This is a genomic window from Methylosoma difficile, from assembly GCF_054657615.1.
The window spans coordinates 287,730-311,050 of sequence record NZ_BAAHYJ010000005.1 but is presented as its reverse complement, the minus strand read 5'-3'; the positions used below and the strand labels follow the sequence as shown (position 1 = coordinate 311,050).

Sequence of the window (23,321 nt, the reverse complement as noted above, 5' to 3'; positions counted from 1 at the left end):
CTCCTTAGCTTTAAAAATCAAATTCAACGATAGTGTTAAGTGCTTGTTTGCCTCTAGGACCGTTAGGTCCATATACCTTAAGTGCCTCTTTGAGTATTTGAATTACATCCTCCCTAGACATTTGAAAACTTGACGGCATATCGATTTCCAGCAAACTCCAACCGATATAGAAAGGTGATTCCGTAATCCATTTTGAACAGCGAACTCGATCAAGCAAAATTCGAATATCTATCCCTTTAATATTCAGGATGAAAATGTCTTTAGTAGTTGGTTCAGGCCGTCCGCTCGGCCCATTCTCTTCAATCATCTTGGCTTGCATGAAGTAAATACTCCGCTCGCGGTCTATAGTCCAAGCATGCCAAAATCCTTCCGGCCTACCTTTTAACCAGCCAAAATGGTCGAAATCCTTTTTAAGTTCATCTAATCCGTACTTCTGGATGTTTTCTTCTGAAACAATTTCATTTACAAATGCCATACGCTTTATCTCCGTTTTGTTGGCCTGATAGCCGCTGTTAATGTGGGTTTGTACATTGGGCGTTCAATGTCGTTAAGTTACGGAGGCGTTACGAATCCCTCCAGAGATTCTTCTGGCTGTTTTAATAAGCAGCCAGCGCCTGAACATGCCTTCTTGCCGATTTTGCTGAGGGCTTGCTTTTATGTAAGTGCCATACGGGTCTCCTTGGTTGTTTAAGTTTGGCTGCTAAAGAAAGGGTGAAATTAGCTTTGCACTGATGCTTTGGGCTGTTGAGTACGAACAAAGCCTTAATGCTGTTGCGCCGTTTTTGTACCTTCCACAAAGCCGTATACGGCAAGGGCGGCGCCTTTTTCAACCGCCAACACTTCGCGGCAATCATGAATGAGGATGCCTGTAGCGATGGCTGCGCCTAAGGCGGCATCCTGAAAAGGGATAGGGGCCACTTCGCAGTATTTTATAAAAAAGGGCGCGAGGCGCTGGTAGGTCTCTTGAAAGCTAAGCTGGGAAAATTTGCCTGAGGCATATTCCGCGTCGAGGCTATCTTCGCCTATGTTGTGGCTCAATTGCCGCAGGGTCACCAACATCAGCTCCATTAGTTTTGGCCCGTGCAGGTTGGCCTGATCGGATAAAACGGTAGTGCCGGGCTTGATGGTTTCATCAAAGCCAAAACTCCGGTACATCAAAGCACCCGCCATGCGCGCCACCGAGATAATCAGCGTTTCCGCATGCAGCCCGCGTTCAGTTGCAATCAGCTTTCTGGCGGTTTCGTTAAAGAACGCTGCCGCAGAAAGCAGTTTTTTGTGGTTGTCATTTTCCATTTTGTATCTCTTAAATTGTTGTTAACTGATATTGCTTTGCCCGTTATTGCTGTAGTTTTTCATACACAACTTTGGTTAATTTTTTGCAAAAAGCTTAGTTTTAGGGCGAGGCATTATACCTAACAAATCCATGCAAAACCCAATAGCCAAGCCATCCTCAAAAAGCCACCGATCTGGCTCTGAGCGTTTCGTTTGCAAGGCCGTAAGGCGCAATAACCAACGGGCATTGCGCCGTATTGTTGTTCGTGCCGCATTATTCAAGTTCATCATATAAATCCCCTTCCCCCTCTATTCAAGAGAACAAACACCCTGCCCAGCCTTGATGAAAACCAAACAAAGCCCGTTTTTTACCCCACACTTCAGTTAAATCCTCTTTTACAAAACGCAAAAGAACCCCAATCTAACTTAATTATTTAGTGCAATCAATATTATGCCCCCAACAACACCGGCAGCCTGTCAAAGATAACTGCGACTGATCCGCGATTGGTCGGTTTTTTGTTGTCCGCTAGGCCATAATTGTCTAACGTTATTTATTGTCTGCTTGCCTTGTTGCGTTTCAGTGAAAGGGGTATTTTTTATGGATGGCTACGCCTGCGCTAATGCGGGTCGGCACCAAGGCAAAGCGGCCTGATGCCAGGCGTGCCGTTTTGTCGGCAAGCATTGCCGCCACAACACTAAAAAAGTAAAAAGGAGCCGAATTTTTTACGCTGCCCAAAATGTTTATATGAACCGATTTGAATAAATATTTTGGTTCATTTAACACCATCAAAATATTCGTTGGTTGAAATGCCCAATCAATGGCGAAGCCTGTGAAAAAAAATGTCACAAAACTGTCAATATATGTCACAACACCTGCCTTTTTCACACGCAATACATTAATTTTTATATTGTTTTAAAAATCTGGTTTTTGCCTGGCGGTAATAATTAATCTACTATCTATCTGCAAGTAGTTTGCTGTTTTATGAGGCAATCTATGATCTTAGTGTTAGAAAAAACACAGCAATTTCAATCATTTTTATAGGATCAGAAAATGGGCCATAAACTTTTTACAACGCTCGCGATAGCTTTGTTGATGTCCGCCTTGATGCCTATTGTTGGTCATGCTGCATCCATTCCGGGGCTGTTCAATACAGGAGAAGGCATCACCAAAGATGGTACAAGAGACTTGAATTACCGCTTTAGAAAAACCAGCGGGAGTGGCGCAGGCTCAACCGGACTTGGTCGTGCGATCGTGGGCAACGGCGGGGTTGTTGGAAGCCGTTGGTTAGCCGACACCACAACCTCGCACTGGTTGACCTTATCTTCAAATAGAGCCGACAACTACGACACGACTAGCGATGGAGTGTACAGTTGGACGTTAAAGTTTGATTTAACCGGCTACGACGCCAATAGTGCTGGCTTTAATGCCCGGTTTGCCGCCGATAACAACGCCAGGGCTTTTCTAAATGGAAAATTGATTGGTACAGCCAACAATTTTAGTAGTTGGCATAACTTCAGTGCCAATGACTTCTTTGTAAACGGTATAAATACCTTGAGATTTGTCGTAACCAACATAACACAGGCAAATAATAACAAGACGGGGCTTCGTGTTGAGTTTTTAAGTTCCAACGTCAATGTCCCTTTGCCTGCCGCTCTCTGGTTGTTCAGCCCGGCTATTATGGGTTTGGCGGCTATGCGCCGTAAAAGAGTCAGCTAAGAGTTGTCATCTGGGTTTTCGTGATGCCGTTCCGGCAGAATTGACGGGAATCCTATTGTGACACGGTAAGTTGGGGTGATAAAAAACCCCGACTTACTTTTTTGATTAAAAACTAAAGGCTAAAGCGCAATCACTGGCGTTATACGACGGAATACGCCACCCGATAATCGCACTACTACAACCCCTACCCCTATTCAAACCATTCCATCACGGATGGGCAATCACCACCAACGTTTTCGCCCGTTTAAAGGCACAAGCCAAGCATTTTTCTAGCGATTCGGGGTCTAGCGCGGCAAAGCTTTCATCGAGCAGTGTCAGTTGCGCGTTTTGCAATAAAGCGCGGGCTAAAAATAAGCGGCTGCGTTCGCCGTGCGAGAGTTGCCAGCCGGTTTCGCCCACCATTTGCATCATGCCGGACGGCATACGTTCCAGCAATTCGCCTAAACCGAGTTCTTGGCAGAGACGTTTGGCTTCTTCCATTTCGTCATCAGACGCAGGCCAATGGCTGCCCATCAGCAAATTAAACGCCAATGTGCCGCTTAAAATATGGTTTTCGTGAAACTGCGGGGCTTCGGTCGCCAAGCTGTGCCAGCTGTCGCCCAAGGTGTGGCGGTCTAAGCCGTTAAGCAACAACAAGCCGGAATCGGGCTGGCGCAAGCCGACCAGTAAAGACGCCAAGGTTGATTTGCCGCCGCCCGATGCACCTTGCAGGAGAATACGGTCGCCGTGGTTGATGCTTAAATTCACGCCGCGCAGCACCGCATCGCCTTCGGGGCGGTAACGGAACACCACGTCGCTAGAGGTAAGCAATGGCCCTGATGCATTTTCATCATCGGCAAGACGCGATTGGCTTAGGAACGGTTCGTGATTCGGTTTTTTGTTGGCGGCATAAAACAAGCCAGACACTTGCTGCCAAGCGATCCCTGCCCGTGCCAAAGCCGCCAAACCGGAAGACACGCCAGCCAATGCGCGATTGGCAAGCAAGATGCCACCTAAGCTGATTGCCAATGCAGTGGCACTGCTGGTACCCGCAACAAAAACGGGCGCTAAGCCCGTCAGCGCAACCAGCAACCAACCGCGCGCCAAGCCGCCGGTAATGGGGGTAATAGAATTATCCAAACCAATAGATGCATCCAGATACGACTGCAACAGGGTATCTTCGTGATTGTCACGGCGTTGGGGCGATTCCTGCGCCAAGCAAGTGCGATGCCCGACCATGCGTTCGACCAAGTCTTGGCTCATGTCCAAGCGCATCAAGGTCCATTGTCTTAAGCGTTGCCAGTAGCGCCAGCTTAAGCCCAGCGTCAAAGCCAACCAACCGACCAGCAAAACCACATGCCCTAATCCGGCTGCGCCGCTGGCCAGTATCCAAGCCGAAAACAGCAATTCAATAGCGGCTATCAATACCGAAAAACCGCCGTTTAACGCCAAGGATTCCAAGGCTTGCGATTCCATGACCCGCCCCAGCAATTGCCCAGCGCCTTGATGTTTGACGGCAGCCAAGTCCAATCGCAAAGCGCCAGCCAACAGACGCTTTTTAAGTATCCGCCCCATTTCCAAGGCAAAGCTGGCATCTAACCAGCCACCGAAGGCATGTAAAGGGATCAGCGACAATACCAACAAAGCCCAGGCCGATAGCCAGCCAAAATCCAAGCGACCGTTTAAGGCGGCTTCGCCTATCAATGTCCAAGCGATAATTTCCAAACCATAAAGCAAAGTGAAAACGGACAACATCCCCACCAGCTTGCGCGGCAAATGTGCATCCGCCAGTTGTTGCCAAAAGCTGGCGGTGGGCGGCAAACGCAGCAGCCAGCAATCGCCTAGGGTTTTGTTGGCTAAGCGTTCTTGCAGCATAACGGCTTGCACGGCGGCACGGCGTTTGGGTGCAACATCGGCAAGGCTAAGCAATTCGGCAATTTCGGCACGGATGGGCGCTTCATAAACATCACACAGCCAATCACGCAAATTGGATACCTTGCAACGCTGTGGCTGCAAATCGGGGCCAATCACTTGCAGCGTGCCTTTGCGCGCTTTTAGCAACAGCAAAAATCGGCTGCCTTGATCGGTGTTGATTTTCAGCACTGCCGGACTGACATGACCCAGCAAGTTTGTGGTTTGCGGCAGCGGCGTTTCCACGGCTTCGGTCTGCAAGCCCAAGTGTTCGCCCACCCACTCCAGCCAACGCCCCAGTTCGGCGCTATCGTCTGCCAGCAAATCTTCCGGCACTGCCAGCGGCTGTGTTTGGGTTGGGTTTAATCCGGCGGCTTTTGCCAATTCTTGAATGCCTTCGCCAAGACGTGACAGAGGCCAGCTGAGTTCGATGATTGTTTTCATGGCTGCGCCCCTATTTCCCGAACCACACCGTTTTCGACGCGGATATGCCGCCAAGCCGCATCTTCCCAGAGCTGCCCGCGCACCACCTGTTCGGCATCCAGCAATTCACGGTAACGCGATGGGCAGGCGGCGAGTTCGCCAGGAATGCCATCTTCGATGATTTGCCCGTCTTCAACCACCAACACACGGGCAAACGATAAGGTTTCCGCGACATCATGGCTAATGCACAGCAAGGTTGCATCGTGCCACCACTGCCTGGCATCGTTCAGCAATCGCTGGCGTTGGCTTCGATCCATGCCGCGAAAAGGCTCGTCCAACAAGGCTAAGCGGACATCGGTTTGCAACAACGCCCGACCCAACCGGACACGCTGGCCTTCGCCACCCGACAGCAACGCCCCGCCCTCGCCCAAATAAGTTTGCAGACCTTCCGGCAGTTTTTGCAGCACGCCGCGCAAATTGGCGGCATCAATCACTTGCGCCATGTGATCGAAAGAACCTTCGCCCGCACTGTAGCTCAGGTTGTCCAGAAACGGGCTATTCCAGATTTGCACCGCCGGATCGACCCACGCGGTTTGCCTGCGTAAACGTTGCTGCGATGTGCCGCTTAACGCTTGCCCATCGACTGACAATTGCCCGCTCGCCAAGCGATGCCAACCCAGCAGCAAGCCTACCAAGGTCGATTTTCCCGCACCGGATGCGCCGACAATGGCGACATGCTCACCCGCCGAAATGTGCAGGTCAATGTCTTGCAAAATGGCGTGGCCTGCGGCGATCACCGCGCCGTTGTTAATGGTGATGCTGACACCCGCTTGCTGGGCGGGCTGTTGTGCATCGGAAGTTGGTGGCGTTTCAGCATCGGCTTCTTCCGGCGCGGCAAGCGGCTCAAGCAAGCGCAGCAAAATATTGCGCTGGGCAGGATATTGGTGCGCTAAAGCCGTCAGTTGTTGACCAATAGCGGGCAGTTTTAATGCCCAAAAAACCAACAGCAAATCGCTGCCGTTCACACCGTTGGTACGGCTAAAGTGCTGAAACAGCAGCAAGCCGACAAAGCCCATACACACCAAAGCCTGCACGCTTTCAATGGCTATCGATAGCTGCACCATGCTGCGACTGGAACGCGCCCATTCCACCAATAAGCCCTCATGTTCACGGCTGACCGCCGCTTCGGCGCGATGGCTGCGGATAGGCACCAAACCCAGCAAGGCATCCAAATAAAAACTGAATAAGGCACCGGAATGGCTGCGGACGCGCAAGTCGCGCTCGTTCAGTAAGGGCTGCGCCAGCAACGGCAGGCTGATCGCCAGAACCGTCACCAACAATGCCAAACCGCTGCTGGCGGCATCCAAAAGGCTGATACCCACCAAAGTAAAGGCAATATCCCAAACGGTCTGTACAAAATGGATGCCCAAAGCGGGAACATTACGCAGCAAGGCAATGCTATGGCTGCGCTCCGCCATATCCGACACCGGACGGCTTTGGAAATAACGGTCATTCAATTGCGGCAGTTTAGCCAACAACGCCATACGCAAGCGGGTTTCCAGATGCCGCCCAAAACGTTGGCCTTCCGTAGCGATAGGCCATTCGACCATCAACAGCACGGCAACAAAAACCAATAACGCCAACATGGCGGCTAAACGTTGGTCGGGCAGCTTAAGTTGCCAAGCGATGTCGAACACGCCGCGAAACAACAGCGTTTCCAGCAAAACGGCAGCCACGGCAATTGCCAAGGCCGCACAGAGGGCTAACGGGGAAAACAAACCATCGGCTTTTAAAAAACCCAACAGCGTGCTGATGGGTTGCAAAGGTTTTTCGTTGAGGGCGGCCTCAAGCTCGACGCTTAGCGGGGCTTGTTGAGGCGCTTCGTCTGGTTGCTGCGCGGAACGGGCTTTGATTTGCAACAGCACGGCACCGTTAAGCAGTAGTTGTGGTTCGCAAGCTTCCTGAAAAGGTTGCGGAACAACCGACCAATAGGCCAGTGGAATGGTTTTATAAATATCGTCGGGGTCGATTTTTTCAATACACGTCCGCACCAACTTTGCTGCGGGTTTGCCCGCCTTTAAACCACCAGCGTTGACGATTGCCGTCACCAAGCGTACGGCGGCATCCAGCGTTGCCAAGCCAAACCAATCCGCCGTGGCTAAGGCATCAGCCACCAAAGCGGAGCTGTGTTGTGGGCTTGCACCCAGCAAAGCCAAACGTTGCTGCAAGGGTTTTAGGAATTCGTCGCTTGCCGCCCATTGATACCAATCGTCTATCGCCACCGAAAATTGATGCCGGAAAATTTCATCACGAAACTGCTGGCAACGCACCCAACGCCTGCCGACCGCCGGATCCATCACTTGCAACCACGCGCCGTGTTTGCGCCAAGCGACCACAAAATGGGTTGCGCCATCGGCATGGCGTGTCACCACCATTGCCGGTAAGGCGTTGGCTGCCGATAAAAACAGATGGTCGATAGGAATCATCACCTGTTCGGCTTGTACGCCCAACTGGTTGGCGACTTCTTCCAGACGATCAATCGACGTGCCATCGACATTGGTCTGGCAAGCTTCGCGCAACCGACCGTAACTGACGGGAATGTTAAAGCCTTCCAGCAAACATTTCAGCGATGCCGGCCCGCAATCCATTGCCGAGGTTTGCACCACTTCCGGTGCTAGCCAACGTTGCTTATCGTTTTTGCTCATGGGGTTTTCTGCGGCTGCCCAGCCATCAATTGCCCTGCTGAACGCAACATCAACAGCGCCGGACTGGTTTGTTCGATACTGACTTCAATGACACCGGGCAAGCCGTGTTGCAGCAGAATTTTTGAATCGGCGGCTTGTTCAGGCGTGAATTCCACGCGCACTTGCTGATCGCGGATTTCCGCGCCGACACGGCTGACTTTCGCAGCTATGGTGCCAAATTGCGCCCAAGGGAAACCGTCCAAACGCATACGTGCCGACTGCTCCGGATGAATCCTGCCCAACACCGCAGCGGGCGGAAAATAGCCGATGATGCTCAACGCGCTATCCGGCACAACCGCGCCCAGCTTGTCGCCAACCGTCACATAAGTGCCGATTTGCAAAGCCGCCAGCTCGCCAACTTTCCCGCTGGCAGGGGCGCGGATCAGATGCAGCCCAATGTCTTGTTGAAGACGGTCGAGACTGGCGGCAACACTCGCCATTTCGCCCTGCAAACGTGCGGATTCCCGTTTTAGGTTTTCAATATCGGCTTGCTCTTGATGCCCGCGCATTTGTGCGTCCATTGCCAAACGCTGGATTTCCCCCGCTAATGCGTCCCTGGCTGAGCTGAGTTTTTGCGACTCGGCATGGGCGCGCACGATTTCAATTTGCGGAATGGCGTCGCGCATTGCCGTCATGCGCTGCTCATTGTCTTGGGCAAACGCCACAGCCGCATCGGCTTCTTGTTGCCGCGCCTTGGCGCTTTGCAAGGCCGCCAAGGCCGCTTGTTGATCTTTCGATTTGGCTTGGCCTAAGCCTGCCATTTGCTTGTCGATGGATGCCAGTTGCGCGGGCAAAGCCGCCAGCTTGGCTTGCTCTTCTTGCAAGCGCAGTTTTTCGCGGCTGCTGTCCAATTCGATCAAGACATCGCCTGCGTTTACTTCTTGCCCCAATTGCACAAAACTCGCAACCACTTTACCAGCCACCAAGGCGGCAAGCGGATGCGCGGAATGGTTAACTTCCAAGCGCGCGTGGCTGGAAACCTCATACACCGTGATGCGGGCAAATATAAACCACGCCAGCCAAGCCAGCAAAAACAGGCCGCCCAACAGCCAAGCCAACAGCGCATAGCGTGACGAGTCGAGTGCCAGTGAACGGGTGGTTCGAGAAAAAGCGGTTGCCAAAAAATCTCCCTAAAAAATCTTGTTTGTTCTGATGAAAAAAAACCAATGGGCTTCTGTGTTGATGCCAAAAATTTAACTGATGGTTCAAATTGTTGACCAGCAGCAGCAGATTAGTTTGCCTGATAATCAACAAGCTTTTATATTAGCCTCAATATTAGCAATCCATTAAGCAAGCATTCACGCCAAGCATGCTGACATTATCGACACACCGCCTTGACCGCCCATCCATGCAGGCACAACCCAGAATGCCACTTGCCATTTCCAAAACCCATGAATAAACCTGCTTTGCGGCTACGGCCCTTTTGTGCAGCCCTGTTTTGCACTTACTGCAGCCTAAGCCTTGCCGAACCCCATGCCACCGTCACCCTGACCACCGACAACGTCAGCCGATGGTTTTCCAAAACCAACCACAATGTGGCTTTGCAAGCCAATGTTGACTACCAACATGCCAGCGGTTTGTTTCTAGGCAGCTCGGTTTCGAATATTGACTACGAACACAAAAAAAACGACCAATCCGCCCATGTCGAGATCATCCCTTATTTGGGCTGGAATGTGAACTTGAACGAACAGTGGCGGGCCAACGCACAAATTTCACGGTATTTGTATGACGGCGAGGTGTTTGGTCATAACGCCGATTACAACGAATACTACCTATTTTTGCATTATAAAGATGTGTTCTCCGGGAGAATTTCTTATATCGATGACTTTTACCAATTGGGCAATTACGCACTGGACATGGAACTGACCGGCAAATACCCGCTAAGCGACCACTTTGAGCTTTCCACCAGCTTTGGCTACAGCCACACCAAAACAGTGCTAGGTTCAGACTACCCTTATTGGAACGCAGGCATCACTTATTTTTACAACATCTTTGCCATCGACCTGCGCTATATGGATGCATCAGAAACCAACATCGAACAAAACCTTGCCGAAAAAATGCACGAAAAATACGACCCGCCCTTGCTCAACAGCAACATTGTCTTATCGGTTTCTGTTGGTTTTTAAGCAATCGGCAGGCTCCATTAAATAATTTTGCGCCATTGAACCTTTTCACCCATTTCTGCAATGGACTTATGAACGGTAAGAATGTTGGCTATCTGACTCAAGGCGCGGTACATTGGAAAATAGATTGGATAACAAAAACCTTTGCTCCAACAATGAAGAAAAAGCCTTGCTTCTGCGCATCTGCAATGCTGACCAAACGGCGCTGGAACGTCTGTACCACCATTACTACCCACGCCTGTTCCGTTTTATCGGCAGGATTACTTGGCAAGAAGACCTGATTGACGAAATCATCAACGACGTGATGTTTACGGTGTGGGAAAAGGCCGCCACCTATAACCACCAATGCCAACTGTCCACTTGGATTTTCGGCATCGCCTTCAACAAAGCCCGCCAAGCGATCCGCAACGGCAACCACGCCCATGAAGATTCGCTGGATGAAATGGACGCCGATAATGTCGCCTTCGCAAGCCCCGATGCCGGTTTAAAACAACTGGAAATGACGGATTGGCTGGACTCTGCCCTACAAGTGTTATCGCCAGAACAACGTGCAGTGATTGAACTGACGTACTTTCAAGGACTGCACTACAGCGAGATTGCCGTGTTGATGGACTGCCCTGAAAACACCGTGAAAACCCGAATGCACTATGCCCGTAAAATTTTAGCGACCCATATTTCGGTAGACGACTACACTCCGGAATAGCGATACGCCCAACCAGCGAGAATCAACATGAAACAACTTGATAACACGCCTTACGCAAGCCATGAAAAGGTTTTGTTGCTGTTACCGTGGCATATCAATAAAACCTTATCCGGCGAAGAATTGGATTTGGTCGAGCAGCATTTAAAAGTTTGCCTGACCTGCAAACGCGAACTTAACAACCTGCAAAGTTTGGCGGCTGCCGTCAAGCAAGCTGACGGCTTTAATGTTGCCCCGCAAGCATCATTTGCCCAACTGCAAATGCGCCTGCAAAACAGCGTTGCCGCCCCAACAACCCAGCGGCAAGCCAAGCCCTATAAATCTTTTAAATTAGTGGCCTTGGCAGCCAGCGTGATATTGGTGGTGTTATTGCCCAGCCTGAACACGCTCAACAATATTGTTGGCAATGACTACCGCACCTTGTCGAATGCCGAACCCGCCAGCACGCCGCCACACGCGCTGAAAGTGATTTTTAAGGCCGAAACAGGCGCGCAAACCATCGCGCAAATCTTGGCGTCTGTTGAAGGCCACGTTATCGATGGCCCAAACGAACAAGCTTTGTACACCATTGGCTTTAAGCAAAGCGATGCGGGTGTGCTCAAAGACAAACTGGCAGCCTTAAGAAAACAGACGGATGTCATCTTTGCAGAGCCGTCTTACGCGTTTGCCGCCACCCCAGAATCCCATAAGGCTCAACCATGAAATCAGCGGCGGTTTTTCAGTGTCTGCTGCTAACAGCGGCATGTTTGTTGGCAATGCCGATAAAAAGTGAAGGCTTAAAGGCAAAAGCACCCGAAGCAGCGCCGCTTTATAATAAAAAGAACGCCGACCATCTGCTCTTGGTGGCCTTCAAAGATGCGTCCATCAAACGGATACCCAACACCGCTACGGGCTATCGGCAGCGCGGCAGTTACAGCAGCTCGACATGGAGCGAACAGGTCAGCGAACAAATCGCCCATGACTACCATTTGCAAAAACTCACCGAATGGCCAATGACTGAAGTGGGCGTGCATTGTGTGGTTTACCAAGTAGCTTTAAACGAATCGGTCGCCGATGCTTTAAAAAACTTGTCGCAAGACGAGCGCGTGGACATTGCCCAAACCATGCGCGTGTTCAACACCAAAGCCCATGAAGGCAACGACCCTTACCACACGCTACAAGCCAATCTGCAAAGCATGCACATTGACCAAGCGCACCGCAAAAGCACCGGCAAAAACATCACCATCGCCATGATTGATACCGGCGTGGATTTGCAGCACCCGGATTTGTCCGGGCAAATCAGCCAAAACCAAAACTTTGCCGAAGACATTTCCACCAGTTTTGACAACGACAAACACGGCACGGCGGTCGCGGGTGTCATGATTGCCAAAAAGGACAACGGCACCGGCATTGTCGGCGTTGCCCCCGATGCCAAGCTGGTCGCCCTAAAAGCCTGCTGGCCTGACAGCGACGATACCATGGCGGCGGCCTGCAACAGCTTTACACTGGCGTTAGCGGTGAATGCCGCCATCAAATCGGGGGCGGACATTTTGAATATGAGCCTGAGCGGCCCGCAGGATCCGATTCTGGAATTGTTGCTGAACAAAGCCATTGCCGAAGGCATGATTGTAGTCGCCGCCGATAACAGCCAACCTGCCCAAGAAACCAATTTTCCGGCCTCGATGCCCGGCGTGATTTCTGTGCAATCTTTCCAGCCTGCTGCCAGCACGGCGCAAAACATTAGCGCGCCGGGCGACAAAATCCTCACCACCCAACCGCATAGCACTTACGATTTTATTTCCGGAAGCTCCATTTCCGCCGCCGAAGTGTCGGGTATTATTGCCTTGTTGTTGGAACTGAAAGGCGACCTAAGCATTGCCGAAGCTAAAACCTTGTTGCAACAAGCCACCCTGGGCAACCAGACGGGTCTCTTAGCCAACATCAACGCCAACCAAGCAGTATCTGCGTTATGCGCGCAAACCCGCTGCGCGCCTGAAACCTTATCTTTGGCGCATAAGCTCAGCCATTGGCCCAGCAAACCCTTTGCCAATGCGTTCAATTGACGCGGCAACCATCCCAACAGACACGCCTACCCTTGCCAAGCAATGACCTTTAAGCAACTTGCCCTAGGCGCATGCTTGGCGTGGCTGTGTGCCGCCGCGCAAGCGCAAGACTTAATGGGCGTTTACCAAGATGCCGCCCAGGCTGACCCACAACTGGAACAAGCCAAAGAAGCTCTGGCTGCAGTACAGGAAAGCAAACAGCAAGCCGAAGCGGCGTTGTATTTACCCGAAGCCCACCTCAGCGCCAACGTTTATGGCGACACTCAAGCCGTACAACTTTCCCAAGATTCGACGGGCGTTAACGGACGCAGCAACTTCATCGCAGGTGGTTATGTGCTGTCGCTCACCCAACCTATACTGCATTATGACCGGCTACTGGGCGTAGACCAATCAGACCGCCAGATTGCCCAAGCAGAAGCCGACTACGCCGCCGCTGAAATCGGCTTGCTGGCAAAAGTGGCAGAACGCTACTTTCAGGCACTCGCCGCCCAAGAAAACCGGGGCTTTACCCAAAGCCAACAAAACACCATTGCCCGCGAACTGCAAGAAACCCAACAATTTCACAAAGCAGGTTTTGTGGCGCTGACCGATGTTAAAGAAGCCCAAGCCGCCTATGACCGCGCGGTCGCCGACAGCCTAAGCGCCGAACACGACTACAACGATGCCTTGGAAGCGTTACAAGAACTGACCGGCATCCATTACCAGCAAAATCTGTCTGGCCTGCGCGAAGACTTGCCACTTGTTGAGCCGCAACCTAATAACGAAGACGCGTGGTTGCAGCAAGCGCTCAAGCAAAACTACGGTCTTATCGCCAGCGAACAGTCACTGCAAGCCGCCAAAACCGAAATAGAACGCCAACAAGCCGGACACCTGCCGACGCTGGATGCGGTTGGCAACCATAGCTTTTCGACATCAGGCGGACGCTTTGGCACCGCCGACATCCAAGACACCGCCGTCGGCTTAACGCTGAACATCCCGCTTTATCAAGGCGGGCAAACCCAATCCAAAGTCCGCAGCGCCGAACACCACTACCGCGCCCTGCAAGCCAAACTCAAACAAGAACAACGCGCCGTTCACCGCGCCACCAGCCAAGCTTTTTTGGGGGTGACAGCAGGCATTAGCCGAGTTAAAGCCTTGGCGCAAACCGTGCAATCCAGCCAAGCCGCCGTTGCCGCCACCCAGGCGGGCTTTAGCGTCGGACGGCGCACCGCCTTAGATGTCATCATTGCTGAACGCGAATGCCTTCGCAGCCAACGCGATTTTGCCAAAGCCCGCTACGATTACCTGCTCAGCACACTGCATCTCAAACAACACACCGGCATCTTATCGGCCCAGGATTTGGCACAGCTTAACCAATGGCTAGTAGGGCATTGACCTTACCCAGAAAATATCCGCCAAATATCCGTTAAAAAAATTTCTACTGATTGAACCTTTAAGCAACCTATCGCAATTAACTTAGCAAGAAGAACAACAAATCTTCTTAACTGTGTTGTGTGAACCAAACGATATTTTAAAAATAATCTTAAAGGAGAAATGCCATGAAAGTTAAAACCAATATTAAAGCAGGCCGTAGAAATCGTGGTCGCGGTAAAGATGACAAGCCAAACCACGGCTAAGTTAAACGCCTAAGCGCATTTAACCCCTTCGCAAACACCCCAAGCGCGGCAACGCAATTGGGGTGTTTGCTTTTGCCGTTTGTCAGGAATAGCCACCATGCCGCACAGCACAGAGACGATTGACCACAACTCAGCCCTCACCTGCCCCATGCAGCCTCAGCCAGCCAAAGTCCTGGCACTGGAAGATGAACTCCTCTTCCCCCTGCACAAACGCGCCATCGTGCAATATGCACTAGGCGAATCGGGTGCGCGTGAACTGTTTATTTTTTATGACGACAAAGAAATCTCTTTCGACGAACCGGCGCTCTTTGCCTTTGGCGAAACCCTTGCCAAACAAGCGCGTTTTACAGCAAAGACCGCATTAAGCTGGGGTGATGGCTATCAATGGCAACACATCCAACCGCTGTTGGAACAACTGATTGACGAAGGCATTTTGCACTACGCCGACCTCTACGAAGACGACCTGCCCAACCCTTCGGACGGTAGCCGCCCATCGCCACTGCCACCGGCACAAACCGACATCCCGCGCAGCTGGTTGGAATGCGAAACCATCAGCCAAACCCTGACCGGCAAACATTTGGACTTGGCGCATTTGGAACTGGTCATTCCAGTATTTAGGGTGGCGCACATTGCCTTGGATGCCGAAGGCCGCCAAGTTGGCGAAGCGAACGTATTCCCCAAACCTTTACGCTTGGATATTGCCACCGACTGGCGCAGCTGTCCGTTTCCTGGCAGCCGTTTTCAAGACGAACGCCCAATGAACGTCACTGCATTGAAAAGCATGCGCGCCTATTGGCCGCAAATGATGGCGGCCTTGCTGCGTATCCGCAGCGCTTATCTGCAACGCTACCCGGAAGCGCAACAACGCTGGACTGTTGGTGGTTTGGAAGCCTTATCCACCTTGGTGTTGGCGGTACCGACCTACGCACTGATGCGCAGCCAAAACGCCGTTGCCAACGGACAATTGCATCCGGCGTTGTCATCGCTGTTCCGCGTCACCGACGGCTTGCGCATTGTCATGCACCAAATGATTTTCATCCCCGTGGGCGAACCCACGTTACCGCCCAGCGCACCCATGACCAGCCAAGCGGTTTACGATTATTGCGAACGCAACTTTGCCTTCAGTTCGGAACACGGCGTGTGCGCCGGCCCCAAGGTGATGATTGACGAATTCCTCGATGTCTTGGTCAACGGCAAAGCAAGCAAAGCCGCTGCGGGCGTTACGCTTGAACCCGAAGTAGAAAGCGCCTTAGCTGAACTTGATCCTGCCTTTGATTACGGACTTTACGGTTTGCAAGCCTATGCCGCCATTTTCTCGATTTGGCCGGTGATGACCCGCACTTACCAACAACTTTGGCAGCTTATTGACAATTGGTCGGGCGAAAAAACCGCCACGCTTAAACACTTACACCAACGTTTAAGCCAGCAAATCAAGATTCTCAACGCCCAAACCTATCACGCCAAAGAAACTTGGCGGCGCGACCGCGAACAAGCCTACAGCGAAATCTACGCGCATTGCGCGCGCGGCTTAGGTTTGCCTAATGCAGAAGCAAATCTTAATGAACGTATCCAGCCCATACTGACAACCCACCATGCGCCGGTCATGGCGCAACTGGAAGGCATCCTTAACCGCCATTGCGGACAGTCGCCCAACAGCAGCAGCCTGTTAATTTGCCTAATGAATTACTTCCTGCAAGTACAAGCCATCGTCACCGTGGCGGAAACGGCGCAACAGCACATTAACCAAATTTTAGGCCGCGATGCTCCGCAACAAAGCTTTGATGCATCGCAAATCAACATCCACAACCTGCTGCAAGGCGATGCCGAGCAACGTTTGGCCTATTTGACCGACTTATTGGAAGATGTTTTCAACGTAAAGATCACCATCAATAAAGACCGGATCATGCTCAGCGAAAAAAACTATAAAAATTAAAAACCCATTGAACCTTTTAAACACAGTCGCCCATTAACCGACAAGGAACGCAAAACGTCTTCCTGATAAAAGCCATTCATCCATTAGGAGAAACACATGAAAGTAAAATCAAATGTACGCGCAGGCAAAGGCGTTAACAGTAACAGCAAAAGTAAACGTAAAAGTAACAGCACTGACTCATCCAGCAGCACTGTTTACGTACCCCCTGTCAGCCGTTGTGTAGGCATCTAAACACTGGCAGTTTTAAAATAAAAGGCCGTGATTAAGCCAGTTTAATCACGGCCTTTTTATTGCTGGCTTTCCCCACTTTTTTGGCAAAACCGCCAACATGCCAAAGCACGCCGCCTTCGCGCCTCGCCCAATTTTGTCCAAGCCTTTACCTTAGACGGCAAAGCCTATGTCGCCAAAGAATCCGAACCCTATACGCAATTTTGGCTAAGCGAACGCAATCGCCTATTGCTGAACCTGTTTTCCAGCCGACAGGGTGCAACCGTAAAAAACGCCGTCGCCAGCTATTTTCGGCTGACCAACAAACCCGAAAACAGCAGCGAACTCAAACGCGTCCACCAAGCCATCACCGATATGCTCGACTGCGGCGTATTGATAGACAACCGCACCGATACCTCGCGCTACACCGCGCAAATCGTCGAAGATTACTTAAACCACCGACCATTCCCAAACGAATTGGCAGAATTTATCATCCGCCAAAGCCAATTGCAGGCAAACAGCCGCGTCCTCGATTTGGCTGGTGGCCCAGGCGATTTGGCCTTATTGCTGGCACAAACCAGCCAAGATGTCAGCCTGATGGAATTATCGAAAGGCTTCCTGCAATCCGCTTGCGAACGCGCCAAGCAAATGGGCGTCAACCTGACCCCTTTGCACGAATCCTGCAACCGCCTGCCACAACTGGCGGATGAATTTGATGTGATTACCGTTTCGCAAGCCCTGCATTGGCTGGATGACGTACAAATTTGCCGGGGAGTCTGCCGCTTATTAAGTGCAAACGGGCATTTTTTTGTCATCCACAGCATTATAGAACTGGACGGGCAACACCCGCTGGCCTACCTGCTGGGCGACGATTCCATCCTAGGCAAAAAAACCCGGCAAAGCTTCAATGCCGAAGTGCAACCGCTGTTTAAGCGCCTGAGCTTATTGTTCGACGCCCTCGATGCCCCCGACGTGCAACGCATCGACCTGAGCCAACCTAGCCACAACCCAAAGCGCATCGTACCGGTCAACGTATCGCTGTTTAAACAAAACCGCCCGTTTGATTTAGGCTTCGCACGCGGCTTTCTCACCCCCGAACACCTCGCCAACATCGGGCAAAGCCACGAAGATTTCTGGCAAGATTTAACCGCACGCTGCAACGCCGCAAGCCCTGAACAATTGCTCGGCAAACACTACTGGGGCATCTTGGAATTTCAACGCGGCGGCACCGCCCTTGCCAATCTGGACTTAGCCAACCATCCCATGACCGACATCGGCTTCACGCCACGGGTTAAAAGCACCCATACTTAAAAATCCCAACGTTTAAGCACCCGATAAACCACGCCGTTTGCTGTCGAACACGATTCAAACAAACAAAACGCATCGGCCTGCCAAACAATCGGCTCAAACGCCAACTCGATTGGCTGCTTGGCTTTCCGCGCCAAGGTCACATGCGCCTGATAAGGCCGCCCATCCAGCGGAACCGCCCATTTTTCCGCACAGGACACCAACTGCCCCACCAACGCCAACAGCTCAGCAACAGGGTCACTCGCCGTCAAACATAAAACCTCAGGCTTTTGCCAATAGCTTAATTGATTGAAATGAATGGTGAAATGGGTTGCGGCAACAGCCCCTGCCGCCTCAAGCAAAGCCGCTTCTTTGACAGCATCCAACAACCCCAAAAACACCAACGTCACATGCAGATTTGCCGCCGGAACAGGCTGGCTTTCCGTGCCGACAAGCGCTTGCAGGATTTTTTCGCCTTGCTGGCGGGTTTCGTGGGTGGGTTCTAGGCCGAAAAATAAGCGTTTCATGATAATAGCTGCTGGTTTCAGAGTTCTTGGGGACAAGCATTTATTGCGTGTTAGCGGCTTGAAGCAATGCCTCGCAAGCCGCCAGCATTTTTGCTTGGGCGGTTTCAAAACTAAAATCCTTAACAGGTTCGGACTCAGGCCATTGTTGCAAAGCCGCATCCACAAACGCGTGCGGCGACCACGGTTGGGTTTTCAGTATCGCCAAATCCTCACGCAGCAAAGCCTCGTCTTCTGGGCTTAAGCCTTCGGGAAAGTAAAAATCCAACACGGCGTTATCGTCATAAACCCAGCGTTGCAATTCCTGCCAACTAGCGCGGGCTTGTTGCGGCAGCGGCATGCCGCGTTCATCAAACAACGCTAAGGCTTTGGGTAAAGGTTGCCCAGCTTGTAAGCCTCGGCTAAGCATTAATTCGGGGTTTTCGGCTTGTTCGCCAAACCAATCTTGTGCCGAAAGGTGATAAGTAAAAGATTCTAGGACAAGGCAATAATTATCCAATGAATTGCCATAAATTGTATTTTGCTCTGAGCAAGTTTTTAGCTGTGTCCGCAGAGGAGCATAGATAAGACTTGATTCTGACAGCAACCGCGAACATGGTAGCGACCGCCACGCCGACCTCGACCACGACAGTGACAACGACAACAATCGCCAGCGAGACCTCGACAGAAAGAGCGACCGTATCCGCGACTGCGACTGCGACTGCGACTGCGGCCATCGTGACAGAAAGAGCGAACGCGCTCGCGATAACCAAAGCTCCGGCAGAGGCAACGGCTCAACTAAATTAATTAACTGATATAGCCCTAGGCTTAAGCGGCTGCGGATAGGCGGCAATTGTTTGGGATAGAGCGCCAATAAAATACCGGCTTGACTAAAAAATTCCCCAAAATAATCATCAAAACACTCGCCTTGCAATAACCAAGCATCAACGGGCATAGCTGACAAACTGTGTTGCAATAACAGGCCGGAATCGGGCAATAAAACATCTAGCATCAATCCTGCATTTGTCGCTATCGGCACGCAATCTTCATCACGTCGCCATAACAGCTTATTATCGCTAGCCAAAACCTTGGCTAAGGTTTGTTCCAAATCAGCATCAGCGATAGGGCTTTGCTGATTGTCTTGGCAACCCCAACGGCTTAGCTCCAATACATTCAACAATCTATATAACCTAGCACTGGCTGCTCCGTCTTGCTCTTGCCAATTTGGTTGTTGCCAATGGGCTAATAAACCTTGCTGCACCCAACAACAGGGCAAATCATTTGTTTGCACTTGTTTGGTCAATATTGCCCACTGGGCGGTGGCATCACCCTGCTGGTTTAACAAGGCTTTGACTAAAGCCAAACCCGTTTCTGCCAAGTGCGGGCAACCGTTTAAATGGCTTGCCAGCCCTTCATTCGGATGCAACAAACAGGCTGCCAGTAACACTGGCAACCAGGCTTGTTGACGGACGGGAGGAATGCCCAGCTCTTTACCGCACAAGGCTCGGACTAACAAACGGGCTTGTTCGGCGTATTGAAGCTGTAATAAACCTAGCAATTCCAAATGCCCGTCATCGGAGCGGTTTTTGTGGATGGCTAACAGCAACACACCCACTTCATCCCAACCGGGTCGGGTTAAGCGCATTGCTAAATCGTCCTGAAAGATTTTTTCAAACTGCCTGCCACTTAAGCGGCGCTGGATGTCTTCGGCGCACAAATATTCCTGAAAACTCAAATGCGCAAAGCTGATTTCTCCGGCGCGGGGTGAAATCAGCAAGCCTGCCGGATGCAGGTAATAATCCAATAATTCCGCGGCTTCTTCCGGCGCTATGCCGCCGCTGCCCGCGCGTTGTTGTAAAAAGTCCGCGATAAAGCCCAGCAATTCATCCTGAGGCCAGAGGATGCGGCGTTGGTCGGGATTATCGTCATCATCTTGCCGATCAGCACCGCGCAGTTGGCTTTCGTAGGCGATGCGCCCTAAGATGCGGCGTTTTTCCTGCACAGGCCAAACTTTTAACACTTGACCATTGGTGCCGCGTTGGATTTGCCGATGGCGTTCTTGGCGGTTGAGGTATAAATCAACTATGGCTTCGTACAAATCAGCACGTCCATGCGGCATTTCATTGCGGGTGCAATGCACCAAAGACATTAAGGTCAGGAAAATCGGCCTACGCGCCAAAGTCAGCAAATACGGGCGGTTATCATCCGTTAGGGCTTCCAAAAAATGGTCAGAACCTTCTTTACGTTTAATTTCCCATTCTGGGCGTAATTTATACCAACGGTTGATGAAGTTTTGGATTTGAGGCCAAGCGAGGGGGAGGAGGTAATACAATAATGAGGATGTATGTATTGATTTAATTTCGTACGGGTCATCTGTCCCTGCCAACCGCATAGGATGATAGACACTTAAATTATCAAAACCATTGGGTCGGCCTGTCACTAAAACACGGTTGCTTTCATTCAAATTAGCTTTTACGGCAATATTCAAAATCGTTTGGCGCACATCCTGCCCGCCCGTTTCATCAATGCCGTCAAACAGCAATAACAATGGATAGCCTTCACCTTCTTGACTAAAGCTGTAGCGCAAACGGGCAATGTCCAGCGCATCGCCTTGTTCGGCTTTACGTTCCAGATTTTGCCACCACGCTTCCATCAGTTCAGCCAAGGTTTGGATGCGGTCTATGCCTGCAATTTCGCGCAAAATCAGCGGTATGGGGGCAATGCCCGTTTGCCCAGCCAATTGGCTACGCAAGGTGCTGGGATGGTTGCCGCATAACTCGCCAATCAGGGCTTTGGTCAAAGTGGTTTTGCCGCTACCGGGCAAACCGGATAAGCAAACCAGTTGTTTATTGGCTATCAATTCAAAGACATCAACGCCCGGCAAATTGGCTTCGGTTTCCTGTTCGGCGACTTCGCTGGGCTTTGCCATTTCGCTTTCGGACAAGTTTTCATGGCCTGCACGCATAGGCACAAAAATTTGCCGCAAATTGACGGGGTCGCTTTCATCGCTCATTTCCACAAATTCGGTACTGCCATAGTGTTTAAGCAACCAACGGAAATAATCGGCACGGGCGCGCATCCGCGCATTGCGTTCGGCGGGGCTGTTAAAATCAGTCATGGCTTAGTCTTCGCTGGTGATTTGCAGGTACATGCGGGGTAAATTGTCTTCGGCGACCAAGCCGCCGTTATTAACCCAATTGACAAAATACTGGTCAGAACGTCTTCTATCGAGTTTTTCTAAGGCTTTGTCCACTGCTATCTCTAAGGTTTGCCTGCGGTGCAGTTTTAGGTCGTCGGGGTTATCGTGTTTAAGGACATGCGCGAACGAGCGGGAGAAAATTTCTTCGGTCATGCGTAAATCATCTGTACTCAAATAGTTAGGCAAGCCCTTCAGCGGCTCATTACTATTACCTACTAATACCCGCTGCAAGAGTTGCAACAAGATGGGTTCACGTTCCAGAAGCCGCCAAACCGGAAGATGGTTAGTCCGCAAATATTGGAACATGACTAAGCGGCGGCAGTTTGCTTCGGTGTCCATGTCGTCGCAGCGCAACATTTGCCAATTGGCGCATAAGCTATTGAGAAAATTTTTGACTTTGCGCGGGTTCGGTTCGAGCAGCGCTTCAATATCGCTAGCAAGTGTCGCTATCGCTTGATCTGGAAAGTTGTGGCTAGACAATTGCTGACTAATCAAACCTTGAAGTTTGATGGGTAATGGTTGTGGTACAGAGATGGTGGCTTGGAAAAGTTTTTCCAGATATTCACGGTTATCGTCATCGCTACGGCCTTGCCAATGGCGTTTAAGGGCATTACCTACGGCAACATCGTCAACGCCTAAAATGAATACGCAACGACGTGCACCTAGGTAAAGTTTGATAGCTTCCAACAAGGCCACGACGGCTTTTTCTTCGCAACGGTCTAGGTCGTCTATGAAGATGATGAGGCGGGCTTGGTCGGATAATTTTGCAGATGGCTTTTTCCCCTTCACAGGTTTATCCGTAGCTTCACGAGATTGATGCAAATCTTCCAGAACATTTTCCACCGCATCTTCAAACAGCAAATGGAAACGCTGCCCGTCGCTGGGTTTGGTCAGGTTTTCGGGGTTATTGTCATTCCAAGCTTTACGGATGTTTTCGCTTGCGCCGACTGCCATTTTTACGGGTCTGCCTGTGGTAAAACTGATAGCGGCATCAATCGCGTGTTCCAATAAGGTTAAAGCCGCCAAGCCACTTTGGCGATTGATGTGTTTGCCTTTTTCAAACAGCTTGCGTTTGACGCTGTATTGGGCGCGGATTTCTTGCAGGAGCGGAATTAAAGGATTGGCGGCATTTTGATGCTGCCAAGGCGAATACCAAATGCACAGGCTTTGATTGGCAATGTCGTATAGCTCATCTGCCCATTTTAGTTCTGCTGCCCGCCCGCCAATTCGGCAATGCAAATCATCGGAAAGCGCATCTGTTTTGTTTTCGCGCAATTGCAAATCTTGGCTAATCGGCTGACCGCCCAAGGTGGCAAAAGCGCGGCGCATGATGCTGGTTTTGCCACAACCCCATTTACCCGTCACACCAATGGTAAATGGTGGCGACACTTCCAAGCTCATCTTGGCGACGGCATCGCCACCGCGCCCTAAGCCTAGGCTATCTTCTTGTACCCATTGGTCGTTTATATAGTTTGCCGCCATTGATTTTGCCCGTGCCGTAGAGGATTTTGGAATTTAACCATAATCTACGGATTTAGGCACAACAGAACGTGTTCTCCGTCAATATTGAAATATCTGAATGATTGCTCTGTGTAGATGCAGATTTATCGGCACTGTGCGAATGAATTCGCACCTACAACCTGACAAGATTCAAATGGCCGGAGG

The 23,321-nt window shown here is 51.1% G+C and carries 18 protein-coding genes; 9 read left to right on the top strand and 9 right to left on the bottom strand.

From position 1 onward, the window contains the following. Positions 1-10: 10 nt before the first annotated feature. The 3 genes from ACYQ1O_RS14825 to ACYQ1O_RS14815 form a co-directional block, all read right to left on the bottom strand. A complete protein-coding gene (locus ACYQ1O_RS14825) occupies positions 11-475 on the bottom strand; it encodes a hypothetical protein (protein WP_459992827.1) in 465 nt (154 codons plus the stop codon). A 287-nt stretch (positions 476-762) separates the two neighbouring features. Then, entirely contained in the window at positions 763-1,293 is a 531-nt protein-coding gene (locus ACYQ1O_RS14820; protein WP_459992825.1) for a hypothetical protein, read from the bottom strand. 556 nt (positions 1,294-1,849) lie between these two features. After that, positions 1,850-2,158: a hypothetical protein gene (locus tag ACYQ1O_RS14815; RefSeq protein ID WP_459992824.1), complete on the bottom strand. Its 309-nt coding sequence runs from the start codon at positions 2,156-2,158 to the stop codon at positions 1,850-1,852. A 165-nt stretch (positions 2,159-2,323) separates the two neighbouring features. Between ACYQ1O_RS14815 and ACYQ1O_RS14810 the strand changes: the two genes are divergently transcribed. After that, positions 2,324-2,989: a VPLPA-CTERM sorting domain-containing protein gene (locus tag ACYQ1O_RS14810; RefSeq protein WP_459992822.1), complete on the top strand. Its 666-nt coding sequence runs from the start codon at positions 2,324-2,326 to the stop codon at positions 2,987-2,989. 207 nt (positions 2,990-3,196) lie between these two features. Here ACYQ1O_RS14810 and ACYQ1O_RS14805 read toward each other — a convergent pair whose 3' ends face one another. The 3 genes from ACYQ1O_RS14805 to ACYQ1O_RS14795 are packed head-to-tail and all read right to left on the bottom strand — an operon-like array spanning position 3,197 to position 9,167. Then, positions 3,197-5,323 carry an ATP-binding cassette domain-containing protein gene (locus ACYQ1O_RS14805; RefSeq protein WP_459992820.1) on the bottom strand — a complete coding sequence of 709 codons (2,127 nt, stop codon included), beginning with the start codon at positions 5,321-5,323 and terminating at the stop codon, positions 3,197-3,199. Continuing rightward, positions 5,320-8,007 (bottom strand): ATP-binding cassette domain-containing protein, encoded by a 2,688-nt coding sequence (locus ACYQ1O_RS14800; protein ID WP_459992819.1) that lies wholly within the window; start codon positions 8,005-8,007, stop codon positions 5,320-5,322. The genes ACYQ1O_RS14805 and ACYQ1O_RS14800 overlap by 4 nt, the downstream gene beginning before the upstream one ends. Further along, positions 8,004-9,167, bottom strand: coding sequence for an HlyD family secretion protein (locus tag ACYQ1O_RS14795; RefSeq protein WP_459992818.1), 1,164 nt, complete (start codon positions 9,165-9,167; stop codon positions 8,004-8,006). The genes ACYQ1O_RS14800 and ACYQ1O_RS14795 overlap by 4 nt, the downstream gene beginning before the upstream one ends. A 270-nt stretch (positions 9,168-9,437) precedes the next feature. Between ACYQ1O_RS14795 and ACYQ1O_RS14790 the strand changes: the two genes are divergently transcribed. The 8 genes from ACYQ1O_RS14790 (at position 9,438) to ACYQ1O_RS14755 (ending at position 17,978) form a co-directional block, all read left to right on the top strand. Further along, on the top strand, positions 9,438-10,172 hold the full coding sequence (locus tag ACYQ1O_RS14790) for a TorF family putative porin (protein ID WP_459992817.1): 735 nt from the start codon (positions 9,438-9,440) through the stop codon (positions 10,170-10,172). 124 nt (positions 10,173-10,296) lie between these two features. Then, positions 10,297-10,872: an RNA polymerase sigma factor gene (locus tag ACYQ1O_RS14785; RefSeq protein ID WP_459992816.1), complete on the top strand. Its 576-nt coding sequence runs from the start codon at positions 10,297-10,299 to the stop codon at positions 10,870-10,872. 27 nt (positions 10,873-10,899) lie between these two features. After that, on the top strand, positions 10,900-11,571 hold the full coding sequence (locus ACYQ1O_RS14780; protein WP_459992814.1) for an anti-sigma factor family protein: 672 nt from the start codon (positions 10,900-10,902) through the stop codon (positions 11,569-11,571). Beyond that, positions 11,568-12,911, top strand: coding sequence for a S8 family peptidase (locus ACYQ1O_RS14775; protein ID WP_459992813.1), 1,344 nt, complete (start codon positions 11,568-11,570; stop codon positions 12,909-12,911). The genes ACYQ1O_RS14780 and ACYQ1O_RS14775 overlap by 4 nt, the downstream gene beginning before the upstream one ends. Before the next feature lie 42 nt (positions 12,912-12,953). Further along, positions 12,954-14,285, top strand: coding sequence for a TolC family outer membrane protein (locus tag ACYQ1O_RS14770; RefSeq protein ID WP_459992811.1), 1,332 nt, complete (start codon positions 12,954-12,956; stop codon positions 14,283-14,285). A 339-nt stretch (positions 14,286-14,624) separates the two neighbouring features. Then, entirely contained in the window at positions 14,625-16,460 is a 1,836-nt protein-coding gene (locus tag ACYQ1O_RS14765) for a hypothetical protein (RefSeq protein WP_459992810.1), read from the top strand. Positions 16,461-16,556: 96 nt separating this feature from the next. Next, positions 16,557-16,691 (top strand): hypothetical protein, encoded by a 135-nt coding sequence (locus ACYQ1O_RS14760; RefSeq protein ID WP_459992808.1) that lies wholly within the window; start codon positions 16,557-16,559, stop codon positions 16,689-16,691. A 225-nt stretch (positions 16,692-16,916) separates the two neighbouring features. Continuing rightward, the gene (locus tag ACYQ1O_RS14755) at positions 16,917-17,978 is read left to right on the top strand and encodes a class I SAM-dependent methyltransferase (protein WP_459992806.1); all 1,062 of its coding nucleotides are present in this window, start codon (positions 16,917-16,919) and stop codon (positions 17,976-17,978) included. Here the strand turns inward: ACYQ1O_RS14755 and thpR are convergent. From thpR to ACYQ1O_RS14740, 3 genes are read right to left on the bottom strand one after another with little or no spacing between them, the layout of a single operon-like run. Then, positions 17,975-18,481, bottom strand: a complete 507-nt coding sequence (gene thpR / locus ACYQ1O_RS14750; protein WP_459992805.1) for an RNA 2',3'-cyclic phosphodiesterase — start codon at positions 18,479-18,481, stop codon at positions 17,975-17,977. The two genes, ACYQ1O_RS14755 and thpR, sit on opposite strands and share 4 nt — an antisense overlap. A gap of 40 nt (positions 18,482-18,521) precedes the next feature. Next, positions 18,522-21,575 carry an NACHT domain-containing protein gene (locus ACYQ1O_RS14745; protein ID WP_459992804.1) on the bottom strand — a complete coding sequence of 1,018 codons (3,054 nt, stop codon included), beginning with the start codon at positions 21,573-21,575 and terminating at the stop codon, positions 18,522-18,524. 3 nt (positions 21,576-21,578) lie between these two features. Continuing rightward, positions 21,579-23,138, bottom strand: coding sequence for a KAP family P-loop NTPase fold protein (locus ACYQ1O_RS14740; protein ID WP_459992802.1), 1,560 nt, complete (start codon positions 23,136-23,138; stop codon positions 21,579-21,581). Positions 23,139-23,321 lie beyond the last annotated feature (183 nt).

What these genes read in the sequence shown, in the direction of transcription:
- ACYQ1O_RS14800 (WP_459992819.1), bottom strand. Translation starts at nt 8,007, where the DNA reads ATGAGCAAAAACGATAAGCAACGTTGGCTAGCACCGGAAGTGGTGCAA.
- thpR (WP_459992805.1), bottom strand. Translation starts at nt 18,481, where the DNA reads ATGAAACGCTTATTTTTCGGCCTAGAACCCACCCACGAAACCCGCCAG.
- ACYQ1O_RS14765 (WP_459992810.1), top strand. Translation starts at nt 14,625, where the DNA reads ATGCCGCACAGCACAGAGACGATTGACCACAACTCAGCCCTCACCTGC.
- ACYQ1O_RS14760 (WP_459992808.1), top strand. Translation starts at nt 16,557, where the DNA reads ATGAAAGTAAAATCAAATGTACGCGCAGGCAAAGGCGTTAACAGTAAC.
- ACYQ1O_RS14780 (WP_459992814.1), top strand. Translation starts at nt 10,900, where the DNA reads ATGAAACAACTTGATAACACGCCTTACGCAAGCCATGAAAAGGTTTTG.
- ACYQ1O_RS14810 (WP_459992822.1), top strand. Translation starts at nt 2,324, where the DNA reads ATGGGCCATAAACTTTTTACAACGCTCGCGATAGCTTTGTTGATGTCC.
- ACYQ1O_RS14790 (WP_459992817.1), top strand. Translation starts at nt 9,438, where the DNA reads ATGAATAAACCTGCTTTGCGGCTACGGCCCTTTTGTGCAGCCCTGTTT.
- ACYQ1O_RS14740 (WP_459992802.1), bottom strand. Translation starts at nt 23,138, where the DNA reads ATGGCGGCAAACTATATAAACGACCAATGGGTACAAGAAGATAGCCTA.
- ACYQ1O_RS14820 (WP_459992825.1), bottom strand. Translation starts at nt 1,293, where the DNA reads ATGGAAAATGACAACCACAAAAAACTGCTTTCTGCGGCAGCGTTCTTT.
- ACYQ1O_RS14770 (WP_459992811.1), top strand. Translation starts at nt 12,954, where the DNA reads ATGACCTTTAAGCAACTTGCCCTAGGCGCATGCTTGGCGTGGCTGTGT.
- ACYQ1O_RS14825 (WP_459992827.1), bottom strand. Translation starts at nt 475, where the DNA reads ATGGCATTTGTAAATGAAATTGTTTCAGAAGAAAACATCCAGAAGTAC.
- ACYQ1O_RS14805 (WP_459992820.1), bottom strand. Translation starts at nt 5,323, where the DNA reads ATGAAAACAATCATCGAACTCAGCTGGCCTCTGTCACGTCTTGGCGAA.
- ACYQ1O_RS14745 (WP_459992804.1), bottom strand. Translation starts at nt 21,575, where the DNA reads ATGACTGATTTTAACAGCCCCGCCGAACGCAATGCGCGGATGCGCGCC.
- ACYQ1O_RS14775 (WP_459992813.1), top strand. Translation starts at nt 11,568, where the DNA reads ATGAAATCAGCGGCGGTTTTTCAGTGTCTGCTGCTAACAGCGGCATGT.